This is a genomic window from Clostridium sp. UBA1652 (assembly GCF_002320975.1).
Lineage (GTDB): Bacteria > Bacillota > Clostridia > Clostridiales > Clostridiaceae > Clostridium_T > Clostridium_T intestinale.
This window is the reverse complement of the sequence record NZ_DCLI01000041.1, coordinates 15,505-29,547: the sequence shown is the minus strand read 5'-3', so window position 1 is coordinate 29,547 and position 14,043 is coordinate 15,505. Positions and strand designations below refer to the sequence as shown.

The window sequence follows — 14,043 nt, the reverse complement described above, 5'->3', positions numbered from 1 at the left end:
CATTAACTTAATGACATTGGATTCTATCTCTCTTTTTCTATCATTTCAGATATTATTTTTAAAGCACTTATAAGCCTATCTATGTCTTCCATTGAGTTAAAAGCTGCTAAGGAAGCACGAACAACTCCATATCCTTCACCACTTTTAAATAGCTCATAAGCTTCAGCATTAGAGAGCCCAAGTAAATCTTGAACATAAATATCAGCACCTGAAAATCCAGCTGTAACAGTAAGTCCAAATTGAAAGCCTAAAATGCTTCCAAGCTTTTTATAAGAGATACCATCCATGTTAAAAGAAACATATGGAAGGTTTGAAGCATTTTGTTGAGAAGCATAAATAACTATACCTGGAATTTCTTTAAGTTCCTTTATCAGATAGCCATAAAGCATATCTTCATAATCGGAGATGTTTTTAAGTCCAATACCTTTTAAGAAACTAAGAGCTTCACCAAATGAAATTATTCCCATAAAATCAGGATAGCCTGCTTCATGAGATAAAGGAGAGTCCTTTAAAATATATTTTTCATCATTTACAAAATGAGTTACTCCAGCACCATAAGTCATTGGATGATATTTATCCAAAAACTCTTTGGGACCAATAAGAACTCCTCCAGATTGCCCCGTATAACATTTATGACCATCGAAAGAGATAAAATCTATATGTTCTGGGTCAGAATGGGCTTTCATTGAAAATGGCTTGTGTTGAACAAGTTGTACAGCATCTAAAAGAATTTTTGCACCATATTTATGAGCTAAATATGCCATTTTGTAGTAAGGAGTAATTATTCCAGTAATATTTGATGCTGCTATAGCAGCTACAAGTTTAACTTTCCCTTGATATTTTATTAAAAGATCTTCGTAATGGTTCATATCTATGTTGCCATCAGGAGTAAGTCTAACTAGTAGAGTTTTAAAGCGAATTCTAAATGGCAGATAATTAGCCATATGATCCATGCGAGTAGTAATTATAACTTGATCTGGATCATCCTGTAAGGCAATGTGGCTTAAAAGATTTAAAGCAGAAGTAGTTGTATCTGTATAAACAACTGAATCAAGTTTACTGTCTCCACCAATATAATCAATAATGATATTTCTCACATTATTGTAAGTAGTTTGAATTTGTTCAGATAAATGATTTTGCTCATTGTGATAAGAATAATGATGAAGAAGTGATTCAACTTTTTCTACAACCACTTTCGATATTTGGGGAGTTGCAGCGTTATTCATATATACGCGAGGAATATATCCAAGGGTGGTTTTCATGTAAGTATCAGTTCCAAAGAAATGATTCCTCCAAGGTGATGTAATCATAGGTTTCCTCCATATTTAATTAAATGTAAAATACACTACAATATATTCCTTTAAAAGATGATATGTGTTCCAAATTAGTTAATAGGTCATAAAAAGCATGTATAATGAAATAAAAAAAGTAAATAATTTCCTTATATTTCCAAGGAAATTATTAAAATAAATCTTCTATATATATTAGATTCAATGATGACACCAATAGAAAAATATGATAGAATAATATAAATTAATAAAGAAATGTTTTGCAAGGGCGCAGTATGTAATTACTGCGTCTTTTTTATTTAAGGGGGAGGAGAAAATGTACAAGATAGCAGTGTTTGTAGATAATTTAGGTGAAGTAACTACTTTTGATAAGCAAGGTCATTTGAGGGTGTTTTCTAAGATTCAAGGAAGTTGGCAAGTGATAAGAGATTTGATTATATTGCCTATAGCCTCAACCGAAATACATGAGATACGTGATAAATTTAAGGCAATCTCATCTGAAATTAGTGATTGTAATGTAGTTGTAGCAAAAAAAATAAGCGGAGTAGCCTATAATATACTAAGTTCATCAAAAATAGTTGTTTGGGAATGTGAAGGAAGGCCAGAAGATTTTTTAGATGATATTGTAGATGAAGAAGAAAAATTAAAAAAAGATAAAGAAACTTCTAAGAGTATAGAAGTTATTATTGAAGAACACATAAAGAAAATAAGAGAGGGACATTATTATATCAGTTTAGATGATATTCAAAATAGAAATGAAAAACTATCGTCAAAGCAAATAATAATTCCATTTTTAGAAAATAAAATTTATGAAAAATTGGACATAAGCTGTAGCCATATACCACCTTGGTTAGAGAGCAAAAGTAAAAGCTATGGATTTAGTATGAAGATTGAAGATGAATGTACAAACCAGTTAAAGATAAGTTTAATTAAAGAATAATTTTTAGAATAAGGGGGAAAATTATGAAAGAATATAATACTAAATATGGATTATTATGTGGTGTAACTTCGGCAGAATTTTATGAAGATGGAAGTTTAAAAGAATGTATATTAGATGAAAAAAATGAGATAAAAACCTTATATGGAACCTTTATTCCTCAGTATGAACAAGGGGAGATAAGGAGAAAATACAATAGTTCAATTTCTTTTTATGAAAATGGGTCTATTAAAGTTATAAACTTAAATAATGCGATGGATATAAAAATATTAGAAGGTGTTTTTTCAGTAGAAAAGATAACTTTTTATGAAACTGGAGAAATAAAAAGAATATTTCACTTAAATGGAAAACTTAGTGGATATTGGGGAGAAGAAGATGAATATGAGTTAGCTAAAAAGTATAAATTTAATTTAGGATTTGGAAATTTTGAAAGTAAATTTATGAGTCTTCAACTTTATAAAAACCAAAAAGTAAAAAGTATAAGCTTTTGGCCAGGAGAAAAAGTTGAGATTAAAACTAACTTTGGATTAATTTCTATAAGAACAGGAATTTCATTGTATGAAGATGGTAGCATAAAATCTTGTGAACCTGAAAAGCCAATAAGTATAGAAACATTAATAGGTAAAATTTTAGCTTATGATATTAGCTCTATGGGTATTCATGGAGAAAATAATTCTTTAAGCTTTTATGAAGATGGAAGTGTAAGATCACTAGTTACCTCAACTGATTGCATAGAGATAAAAGGTAAACAAGGAGAATCTATAAAATATACTCCATCAGAGAAAACTAATTTATTTAATAATAGTATTAAAGATATCGTTCCAGTGAAAATTGAGTTTAGTGATGGAAAAATATTTATTATGAATCATGAATATGATATAGATAAAAGCATTTTTAATATAGTTAATAACTTTAAGAAGATTAAAGTAAAAGAAAATGGATGTACTAATTGTGAATTGAAAACTTCAGGTATTCAACTTAAAATTTAACTAGAGAGATGTAGTTAGTGTATTTTAAAAATTACACCAAATAATGCATGTTGCATTTTAAATATCATTATTATATAATCGTATTAACAAATTGATACTGTTTCTGAGATATTTGTGAAGCTCTTATTTTGAACCTACACTTAAATTTCGGGAGTTCAAGATTTAAATATCTAATTTGACTTATAAGACCTAAATGGCAAGGACATAAAGATATTTGTGAGGACACCCACCTATCGCGAGATAGGGCTCAAAATTAGAGTAACGGTATTTTGGTTTCAATGTTACAATTAAAATGTAAGTATTACTTCTGGGGTATTTGTGTAGCTCTTATTTTGAACCTACATTATAACCATGGGAGTTCAAGATTTAGATATTAAATTGACCTATAAGACCTGATGGCCAGGACATAAAAGTATCTGTGAGGACACCCACCTATCGAGAGATAGGTGTCAAAATTAGGGTAGCGATATTTTGGAAGTATAACAGTGAACATTTAAGAGGGGAGACCCTCTTTTTTATCGTTAGAGGGAATTATGAAAAGTAACTTATTGATAGAAGATTACATTAAAAAAGCCGAAGAGGCTGAGAAAGAAAATAAACAACTAAAGGCACTTAACTTATATTTAAAAGCTAATGAATTATCTAATGGGGAAGAGATTGAAGTACTTATTAGTCTAGCGTTAATATATCACAACCTTGGAAAGTTAGAAAAAGCAAAAGCTTATTATAAGGAAGCAATATCCATAAACGAAGATGAAGAAAGAGCCTATTATGGATTAGCAGTCATTTATGATGAAAATTCGGAATATGAAAAAGCAATAAACTTGTACAAAAAAGCTATATATATAAATCCAAATTATAATAAAGCATATTTCTTTTTAGCTAATGCTTATGACATTTTAGGAGATAAAGAAAGTGCAATAAAATATTATGAAAAGCTTCTAGAACTTAATGAAGAGGATTTTTGGGCTAACATAAATTTAGGTTCTATTTATGAAGAGTTAGATATAAATAATTTGGCATACAAGAAGTTTTCTAAGGCTTTAGACATAGATAAGGAACATTATTTAGCTTTATTTAATATGGGAGTTATAAGTGCTAAATTTGGAATGAGAGAAAAAGCTATAGATTATTATAAGAAATCAATAAAGAAAAACTTAGGATATGCCTATAGTTTTTTAAATTTAGCTGTGCTTTATAAACATGAAAATTTAGAAAAAGGAATAGAAGTATTAACTAAGGGTATTAGTTTTAATCCGTCCAGTCACTTCTTGTATTACAATAGAGCTTGCTTTTATGCTATTATACATGACTTTGCTAATTCTATTAAAGACTTAGAATTAGCTTTGAAATTATATCCAGATTTTATTAAATATATTTTAGAAGATGAGGAATTAGCCTTGGTTATAAAGCAGTCAGGATTTAAAAGATTAATAAAAAATAGCTAAGAACCCTAAGGGTCCTAGCTATTTTTATTTTTAAGCAAATCACGTATTTCTTGAAGAAGAACAATCTCTTCTTTAAGAGCAGCAGCTTTTTTCTCTTCCTCTTTTTTCTTAAGTTTATTTAAAAGCTTAATGAAAATAAAAATAGAAAAAGATACAATTAAAAAGTCTAATATATTTTGAATAAACTGTCCGTATTTAATAGCTACAGCATCACTATCCCCAGAAGCTGCTCTTAGTACATATTCTAAATCTTTAAAATCTACACCACTTGTAACTAAACCAATTATAGGAGTAATTATATCTGTTACTAATGAAGTAACTATTTTACCAAAGGCTCCTCCTATAATAACACCAACTGCAAGATCTATAACATTACCTTTTACAGCAAATTCCTTAAATTCCTTCCACATAAAAGTACCTCCTTCGTTTTTTAACACTATAATAATATAAAAAATAGAAAAAAAACAATAAATTTCTTTAAAATCATTCACATTTTTACTAAAATTTATTAAAATTAGATATAGGAGGGGTAATTTTGTTAAAAAGGAAAAATTTAAAAGAAGTTATTTATATTGAAATAGATAAAATTTATAGTATTATAGTTATTTTATTATTATTATCATTAATGATTTTTTTGATGAACTTTATTTCCATAAAAATTACTTTAAGTGTAATAAAGGTGTTATCAATTATAATCAGTATCTCAATTATGATGATTACTAATACGTTACATAATAAATCAAATAATCAAAGTTTTTATTTTTTAACTTCAACATTTTTTATAGCATCTATATTTAATATTATTGACTTCATATCTAAAGAAACTATAAATGTGTACGATGATAAGATGTCAAGATTTTCATATATTTTCCCAACATTGTTAATTTCAATTATGTTATTTATGAATCTGTATTTTATTAATAACGGTAAAAAAACAAATACTAAAATAAAATATTGGACTACAATAGCATGTGTATTTTTGTTATGTTTTATAATAAATAGTTTTATAAACGATTTTTATACTCTTAACATATATATTATTGGTATATCCATAAGCTTTTTATTATTCGCATCAATAAAAAATAGAAAATTTGGATTGTTAAAAGCTAATAAATTAAATTATATGTATTTTTATGTTAATTTTTTATTGATTTCTATTACGGTTAGAAGTATTAATATCATAGTATTAAAAAATATAACAACTAATATAATACATGAGTATATAAATTTAATGGCATTTACAGTTTTTTTTGGATGCATATTGCAACAACTTTTAAATAACTCATATAATACAACATTCAAGGACATGCATACAAGAAATAATAGTTTAAGTGAGCTAAACAGTAAAATAATGGGTAAAAGTATGGAATTAGAATTTTCTCAAAATATATTATCAAAAAGAGAAGATATGTTCAAAAATCTCTTTAAAAATATACCTATTCCCATGCTGCTTTTAAACTTATCAAATGGTAGGATTCTTTTCTCAAATCCAGCATTTCTATCTATCACGCAAATAAGTGGATTAAAAAAGGTAATTAATAAAAAAATATTAGAGTTTGTTAAATTTGATGATATAAAGATATTTAAAGAAGAAAAATATAAAATTAATTTTGGGAAAATCTATGAAGCAGAGTTAATAAATAGAGGTGAAAAAACTTGCTTAGAAATTCAATTTCTAGAAATATCTAAAGAAGATGAACAGTGCCTTGTACTTATAACTGATATAACAGAAAAGATGAATATGTATGAGATTAAAACTAGAGTTGACCATAAAAAAATAGAAGAAAAACTTAGAAGTGATTTTTTATCAAATATTAGTCATGATTTAAAAATTCCTATAAATGTAATTTATTCAGCTGCTCAGTTAGAGAAATTACTTATATCAAATGGTAATATAGATGAAGTAAAGAAGTATCAGAGAATTGCTAAAGATAATTGTATTTCTCTCATTAGGTTAACTAATAACTTAATAGATCATTCTAGACTATCATCGGATTTTTTAAAACCAAGTTTGGAGTACTGTAATTTGGTTGAGATTATAGAAGATACTATTATGAAATTAGTTGAATACGTAAAGGGAAGCAAAATTGATTTAATATTTGATACTAATGAAGAAGAGGTTTATTTATACTTAGATAGGGATTTTATGGAACGGATAATATTAAATCTTATATCTAATGCACTTAAGTATACACCTAGAAATGGGAAAATATTAGTTGAAGTTGAAGATTTAGAAAAATCAGTAGTAATAAAGGTTGAAGATAATGGGGTAGGAATGGAAGAGGAATTTGTTAATAGTGCCTTCACTAGATATGCACGAGGGAAAAACAATGAATATGTAAGAGAAAAGGGGACAGGTATAGGTCTTTTTGTAGTGAAAAATTTAATGGAACTACAAAATGGGGGTATAGAAATTAAATCTAAAGTAGGAAAAGGTACCTCTATATTTTTGAGTTTCAACAAGGAGCTTAAGGAGAATGAACATATTTGAAGAAATAGTTGATCGTTTGAAAAATAATACAAAGATAAATATGTTTTATGTTTCTATCGTAATCACAATATTAAGCTATTTAATAACTAAAGATTATAACGTTTTTTATATAGTAATAGAAATGTTGTGCGCATCCTTGACAATGGCTATTGTTTTTATAACTTTTACTAAAAAATATAAAAGTAATAGTATTTTTAATTATATAGGATATGGTTTCACTTTATTATGTTTTATTAACACAGTACATATAGTATTAATAAACTCTATGGAAGTTGGTAGTTTTGAAAGCAAAGGTACAATTTTTGTATGGTTAGCTAATAATTATTTAGAATATATGATTATAATTATTTCTACAATTTTTACTAAGATAAAACCTAAAGTTACAGACTTAATTTTTGTCTACTGTTTGGTAATATTTGGGGTAGGATTGTTTTCACTTTTCACTTTTAACTTTCAGGGAACTGCATCAGAGTATCTAATTGTAGGATATAATATATGGAAATATACCGCCATATTGTTTTTTGTTGCCTTACTTTTAATACATAAGTATAAATACTACATAGGAAGAAGTGAAAGCAAGTATTTGTATACATATTTAATTCTAGTATTTATATACGAATACATAGTAAAACTTTATTTTACTTTTAGCATACGACCCTTAGTATTTGTATACATAATTAAATATCTAGCTTACTATTTTTTATATAGAGCTTTAAATGAGTATATTTTATTTGAAAGTTATAGTAGTATGTATGATGATCTACTTAAAGTTGAGGATAGGCATATTCAGTTAAATAAAACATTAAATGATAGATTAAATATTCTAAAAGAAGTTAAAATTATTCTATCTAAAAGTGAAAAAAAATATGTTTCTTTATTAGAATCAATATCAGATGGAATAATTATATTTCACTTTGATGAGATTTCGTATGCCAATAAAGCCTCAACTTATTTTATAGACATATCTTTAGATAAGGTGAAAAATATAACTTTAGGTGACACATTAGAAAAATTAGGGTTAAAGTATTCACTTTCTAATGAAAAGTTTTTAGAGGAGAGCATAAACATAGAAATAGCTGGAGAAGAAAAATATTTAGATATTTATATGTTTGAATCAGAAGAAAACACTAAAATATTATTTATTAAGGATGTTACTGAAAAGAACATTAACTATAATCTTAAAATAGAACTCCAAAAATATTTAGGAGAAGAAAATGTTAAAAATGAATTTTATGCTAATATATCTCATGAACTTAGAACACCAATAAATTTAATATATACTTCTCTGCAGATTAAAGAGCTATATATACAAGATAATAATTACGAGGCTATAGAAAAAAATACAGTAGTTATAAAACAAAATTGTTTAAGACTTATAAGAACTATAAATAATTTTATAGATGCTAATAAGATTTCAGAGAATTATTTAAGACCTAACTACGGTATTTATAATATTGTGGAATTAGTAGAGAATGCAGCCCAAGCATCAGTTAGGTATATTGAAAAAATGAAAATGTCGTTGGTATTTGATTCAGAAAAAGAAGAAATATACACTATATGTGATTGGGAATTTGTACAAAGAGCTGTTTTAAACCTATTATCAAACTCAGTAAAGTTTGGAAAAGTAGATGGGGATATATATGTAAATATATATATAAATAAAGATAAGCTTTGTATAAGTGTAAAAAATAATGGGCCTGGAATATCTTCAGACATTAAGCCTTATTTATTTGATAGATTTACTAAAATAAATAAGTCATTAAATAGAGATAAAGAGGGAAGTGGACTTGGATTATATTTGTGTAGAAGTTTAATAGAACTTCAAGAAGGGGAGCTAGTACTTATATCAGAAGAAGAATATGGAAATGAATTTTTAATAACATTCCCATATGAAGAAATACATATAGAAAATAAAGATTCTATATATAAATCTTTTGAAATTAATGATTTAGTAGAAAAAGTTGATATAGAATTTTCAGATATTTATTTATCAGATATCTAGACATTGTGGGTTAGGAGTGAAGAAGTTCACTCCTATTGTTTTAATGGAAGCTTAATTATAAACTTACAGCCTTTATTTATATCGCTTATTAATCTTACAGAACCTTTATGTTTAAGAATAACAGCCTTGGTTATAGCAAGCCCTAGCCCTGTTCCAGGGTTCTTACTAGTTCTTGATTCATCTCCTCGTGTAAATGGACTAAACATACTCTCAGACTTATTATTAGGTATTCCTATACCATCGTCTTCAACAATTATATTTATATACCTATTGTCTTTATAACAGCTAACGGTAATAGTTGTGTTAGCAGGATTATATTTAGTGCTGTTTATAATTAAATTACTTAAAGCTCTATCTAGATTTTCATTATCAAAAGAAAGATATATTGCTTCATCTGGAATATGAAAATTATAATTAAAGCCATTTTCCTCCATTAAAGGAATATATGAAGCTATTAAAGTTCTTAAAAACTCGCAGATATCACCTTCATTCATGGATAATTCAAAATCCCAAGAATCTAATTTTGAATAATCAAATAAATCCAAAATTAAGTTATTAGCTCTTTCTGAGTTTCTTTTTATTACAGAAAGATACTTTATTTGTTCCTCTTGGGAGAGTTGTATGTTTTCCATTAGATAATCAGAATACCCAAGTATGGAGGCTAAAGGTGTTTTTAAATCATGAGATATATCTAAAATAAGCCTTTTTCTAGCTTCTTCAGATTTTTCTTTAAGACTTATCTCTTCCTCTATTTTAGAGGCCATAATGTTAAAGGCATTACTCAAATTTTTAAATTCATTTTTATTATTTAGATTTATCCTAGTAGTATAGTTGCCTGAAGCTAGCTTGTTAGCACCATGAGTTAAAAGCTTAAGAGGTGTTAAAAAATAGGAAGAGGTTATTCTAGAATAAATATAAAAAACTGCAAGAAATATTACTAAGAATATTCCAAGACAGATAAATATAAATTGTTTAACTGTTATTCTTTTAGGCGCTAACTCAATTTCTGTGTATTTTTCAGCTGGAATTGCTAAAACCATCAAAAAGTTTCCTTTATGACTATAAGAAGTTCTATAGAAAAAAGTATTACGTCTTTTTGCTTTGCTTTCAGGAAAAAGTCCTGAATAAGCCTCATAAGAAGATGTTATGGAATTAATATTTTCTATAGTGAGTTTCTTTTTATCAAAAGGAGGTTTTACATTTCCAGTTGTATAAATAATATTATTGTTATTGTCGACTATTGCCATATAGCCGCCCAGTTCAGTTATATAACTTGCATCTATATCCTTATAGTTATCCTTTATGAAGTTTTTAGGAGATGTTGCATCAGATATATCAACATTAAAATAAAATAGAGCAACAACCGCACTAGATAATAAGGTTAAAATCAAAACAAAAAACATAAGTATAAAGGATATAACATAATTTTTAAGTAAAAAATTTGCTAGAGTTTTTCTTTTTCTAAGTCGAATAAGTCTAAAATACTTACGCATTATTTATCTTCTCCATTTTATAACCAATACCTCGAATAGTTTTTAGATATTGAGGTTTTTTAGGGTCTTCTTCAATTTTATCCCTTATATGACTTATGTGAACCATTATAGTATTATCATCACCATAATAAGTATCTTCCCAAATAGTTTCGTAAATCTGTTTCTTAGTGTAAACCTTACCCGGGTTTTCAATTAGAAGTTCTAATATCTTGAACTCCTTAGCATTAAGCTCTAGAGGAATATTATTTCTAAGTACTTCGCAGCTAGTTTTATCTAGAATTAAGTAACCTAAAACAATCCTATCATTTTGTTTTCCTGTTGCATATTTATAGTATCTTCTAAGTTGAGCTTGTATTCTAGCTGTAAGTTCAATTGGGCTAAAGGGTTTTACCATATAATCGTCGCCACCAAGACCAAGACCTAAAATCTTATCCTCGTCATTTCCTCTAGCTGTAAGAAAAATAACAGGAATTTCGCTAGTATTTCTTATGTGTCTTAATATGTTAAATCCATCTACAAAGGGAAGCATAATATCTAAAACTGCTAAGTCTATATCATTAGTATCGAAGATATCAATAGCCTTTTTCCCATCCTCAGCTAAAAAAACAGTATAGTCTTCCTTAGATAAGTGTAGTTTAATTAACTCTCTTATATCATTATCATCTTCTGCAATCAAAATGTTCATCTATAAAACCACCTTTTTAAAACATTCTATGTAAATTATAGCATATAAACGAGAAGTTCTGTTTTCAAATTTTACAATATAAAAAATAAGCCTGTTTATATATTATAAAATTAGAATAGTAATTATTAAAAGCACATATAGTAAATTATGGAGTGAGGTGTTGTTATGAAAAATATTTTTAAAGTAAATGGAAAATTTAATTTGATGGATTTACTTGTAAGTGTTGCAATTCCTTTGGGTGGAGGTTTACTTGTAGGATATTTAAATAAAGGATCCATGGGAACATATAATAGCCTAGAAAAGCCCTTTTTTTCCCCACCGTCTATAGTATTCCCTATAGTATGGCCTATTCTATACATATTAATGGGGATAGCTGCTTATAGAATACGAATGTTAGGTAAGGAAGGGAAAAATGTTGCATCAGGTTTATTTACTTATTATATTCAGCTATTATTGAACTTTTTATGGCCATTCATATTTTTTACTTTCAGATTGTATGGAATATCCTTTATTGAATTAGCTATACTACTTATATTTATTATAATAACTTTTATACATTTTATTATGAAAGATAAAGTCTCAGGACTTTTATTAGTGCCATATTTAGTATGGACTACTTACGCTGGAGTACTTAACTTTTTCATATGGCTTTTAAATGAGGCTTAAATATTCACCTTTAAAAAATTCACAAAATAAGGTATAATGTATAGGGCTCCTAAGTTTTGGAGCCTTATTAATTTGGAAGAGGAGATGTTTATGGCTAAAGCTCTTTTTGTTATGGAGAAACCTTCTGTAGCAATGGATTTTATTAAAATCCTTAAAATTAATGGTAATAGAAAAGATGGATACATAGAAGGAGATAAGGCTGTTTTTACTTGGTGTGTAGGACATATGGTCAGCATGAGTTATCCTGAAAAATATGCACCACAATATAAATTCTGGAATTTAAAAGATCTTCCCTTTTTACCTAAGGAGTACTTGTATGAAATTATTCCTAGCGTAAGCAAACAATTTAACATAGTTAATAGTCTACTAAATAGAGAAGATATAGATAAAGTATATGTTTGTACAGACTCCGGGAGGGAGGGAGAGTATATTTATAGACTTGTAGATAAAATGTCTGGAGAACCTAAAAAGGATAAATTTAGAGTATGGATAGATTCACAAACAGAGGATGAAATAAAAAGAGGGATTAAAGAAGCTAAACCTCTTTCTTATTATGATTCATTAGGGGATTCAGCTTATTTAAGGGCAAAGGAAGATTATCTTTTAGGAATAAACTTCTCAAGAGTATTAAGTCTTTTATACGCAAAAAACCTTTCATCAGTGTTAAAGGAAGATAAGGTAGTTATAGCGGTTGGAAGAGTGATGAGTTGTGTTCTTGCAATGGTAGTTGATAAAGAAAGAGAAATAAGAGAATTTAAGAAAACACCATTTTTCAAGATTAATGGCAACTTTTTATTAGGGGAAGAAGACCTTATTTTGGAATGGAAAAGTTATGAAGGTTCGAATTATTATAATTCCCCTCTGCTTTATAATGAAGGAGGCTTCAGGAAAAGAGAAGATGCGGAAGGTTTAATAAATAAACTTAAACCTTTTAATGAAGGCGAAATAGTTGAAATAAAGAAAACTAAAGAAAGTAAAAATGCCCCATTATTATTTAACTTAGCGGAACTTCAAAATGAATGTACTAAAAGATTTAAAATTAGTCCTGATGAAACTTTAGGAATAGCTCAAAAATTATATGAGAAAAAGATGTTAACCTATCCAAGAACGGATGCAAGAGTATTATCAAGTGCAGTTGCAAAAGATATAGGGAAAAATCTTTCAAATATATATAAGAATGTTAAAGAATCTTGGGTAAAGGAACTTTTGACTAAAATATCTGAAAATAAATGGTCATCTAAAATAGCTAAAAGTAAATATGTAGACGACTCAAAGATTACTGATCATTATGCAATTATTCCTACAGGAGAATATGCTTCAGCTGGACTTACAAAGCTTGAGATAGAAGTTTATGAGCTTGTATTAAGAAGATTTATAAGCATTTTTTATCCTCCAGCTAAATACAGCAAAACTAATATGAGCGTTGAGATTGAAAAAGAAAGATTTTATTTCTCCAAAAAAATATTAGTAGAGAAGGGGTATTTAGAGGTTTTAGGTAAAGAGGAAGCTGATGACAAGGAACTAGACATAAGTTCATTAAAGAAGGGTAAAAAGCTACCGCTTAAAGAACTTTCAATAAAAGAAGGGGAAACCACACCACCTAAAAGATATACAACAGGATCTATAATTATAGCCATGGAGAATGCAGGTAAACTTATTGAAGATGATGAATTAAGAGAACAGATAAAAGGTAGTGGAATAGGAACCTCAGCTACAAGAGCAGAAATAATAAAAAAACTTATAAGAATTGAATATCTTCAATCAAATAGCAAGACACAGATACTAACTCCAACTAAAAAGGGAGAAATGATATACGAGGTTATAAAAGAATCAATACCATCACTTCTTAATCCAACCTTAACAGCCTCATGGGAAAAGGGGTTAGGTATGGTATATGGTAAAGAGATATCCTCAGATGAATTTATGCACAAATTGGAGAGTTATACTAAAACTAATATAAATAAGGTTATGCACCATAGTAACTTAATCCTATCAAACATAAATAAAAAATTACTAAAGGTCAAGGTTGTATATGAATAAAGA

General features: G+C 27.6%; 11 protein-coding genes and 2 other RNA genes. 9 read left to right on the top strand and 4 right to left on the bottom strand.

Going from position 1 to position 14,043, the window contains the following annotated elements:
- Positions 1-23: 23 nt before the first annotated feature.
- Positions 24-1,310, bottom strand: coding sequence for an aminotransferase class V-fold PLP-dependent enzyme (locus B3N22_RS07290; protein ID WP_238906192.1), 1,287 nt, complete (start codon positions 1,308-1,310; stop codon positions 24-26).
- Positions 1,311-1,605: 295 nt separating this feature from the next.
- Here B3N22_RS07290 and B3N22_RS07285 point away from each other — a divergent pair, with 295 nt between their 5' ends.
- The 5 genes from B3N22_RS07285 to B3N22_RS07265 all read left to right on the top strand — a co-directional run bounded on the left by B3N22_RS07285 (position 1,606) and on the right by B3N22_RS07265 (position 4,663).
- Positions 1,606-2,229, top strand: coding sequence for a Fe-only nitrogenase accessory AnfO family protein (locus tag B3N22_RS07285; RefSeq protein ID WP_238906190.1), 624 nt, complete (start codon positions 1,606-1,608; stop codon positions 2,227-2,229).
- 23 nt (positions 2,230-2,252) lie between these two features.
- Complete coding sequence (locus B3N22_RS07280) at positions 2,253-3,215, top strand: hypothetical protein (RefSeq protein ID WP_286905901.1); 963 nt, start codon at positions 2,253-2,255, stop codon at positions 3,213-3,215.
- Between the two features lie 97 nt (positions 3,216-3,312).
- Positions 3,313-3,495: non-coding RNA, 6S RNA (gene ssrS / locus B3N22_RS07275), on the top strand.
- A 21-nt stretch (positions 3,496-3,516) separates the two neighbouring features.
- Positions 3,517-3,697: non-coding RNA, 6S RNA (gene ssrS / locus B3N22_RS07270), on the top strand.
- A gap of 51 nt (positions 3,698-3,748) precedes the next feature.
- The gene (locus B3N22_RS07265; RefSeq protein WP_286905900.1) at positions 3,749-4,663 is read left to right on the top strand and encodes a tetratricopeptide repeat protein; all 915 of its coding nucleotides are present in this window, start codon (positions 3,749-3,751) and stop codon (positions 4,661-4,663) included.
- 14 nt (positions 4,664-4,677) lie between these two features.
- Here the strand turns inward: B3N22_RS07265 and mscL are convergent, their stop codons facing one another.
- Complete coding sequence (gene mscL / locus B3N22_RS07260) at positions 4,678-5,073, bottom strand: large-conductance mechanosensitive channel protein MscL (RefSeq protein WP_286905899.1); 396 nt, start codon at positions 5,071-5,073, stop codon at positions 4,678-4,680.
- 125 nt (positions 5,074-5,198) lie between these two features.
- On the opposite strand from mscL, the gene B3N22_RS07255 reads away from it, so the two are divergent.
- Both B3N22_RS07255 and B3N22_RS07250 read left to right on the top strand, forming a co-directional pair.
- The gene (locus B3N22_RS07255) at positions 5,199-7,154 is read left to right on the top strand and encodes a PAS domain-containing sensor histidine kinase (RefSeq protein ID WP_286905897.1); all 1,956 of its coding nucleotides are present in this window, start codon (positions 5,199-5,201) and stop codon (positions 7,152-7,154) included.
- Positions 7,141-9,156, top strand: coding sequence for an ATP-binding protein (locus tag B3N22_RS07250; protein ID WP_286905895.1), 2,016 nt, complete (start codon positions 7,141-7,143; stop codon positions 9,154-9,156). Before B3N22_RS07255 ends, B3N22_RS07250 begins: the two co-directional genes overlap by 14 nt.
- Before the next feature lie 32 nt (positions 9,157-9,188).
- Here B3N22_RS07250 and B3N22_RS07245 read toward each other — a convergent pair whose 3' ends face one another.
- Both B3N22_RS07245 and B3N22_RS07240 read right to left on the bottom strand, forming a co-directional pair.
- The gene (locus B3N22_RS07245) at positions 9,189-10,649 is read right to left on the bottom strand and encodes a HAMP domain-containing sensor histidine kinase (protein ID WP_286905893.1); all 1,461 of its coding nucleotides are present in this window, start codon (positions 10,647-10,649) and stop codon (positions 9,189-9,191) included.
- Positions 10,642-11,334, bottom strand: a complete 693-nt coding sequence (locus B3N22_RS07240; protein ID WP_073021983.1) for a response regulator transcription factor — start codon at positions 11,332-11,334, stop codon at positions 10,642-10,644. Before B3N22_RS07240 ends, B3N22_RS07245 begins: the two co-directional genes overlap by 8 nt.
- A 165-nt stretch (positions 11,335-11,499) precedes the next feature.
- On the opposite strand from B3N22_RS07240, the gene B3N22_RS07235 reads away from it, so the two are divergent.
- Both B3N22_RS07235 and B3N22_RS07230 read left to right on the top strand, forming a co-directional pair.
- The gene (locus B3N22_RS07235; protein WP_073021981.1) at positions 11,500-12,000 is read left to right on the top strand and encodes a TspO/MBR family protein; all 501 of its coding nucleotides are present in this window, start codon (positions 11,500-11,502) and stop codon (positions 11,998-12,000) included.
- A 90-nt stretch (positions 12,001-12,090) separates the two neighbouring features.
- Positions 12,091-14,040: a DNA topoisomerase gene (locus B3N22_RS07230; protein ID WP_286905889.1), complete on the top strand. Its 1,950-nt coding sequence runs from the start codon at positions 12,091-12,093 to the stop codon at positions 14,038-14,040.
- Positions 14,041-14,043: the final 3 nt, after the last annotated feature.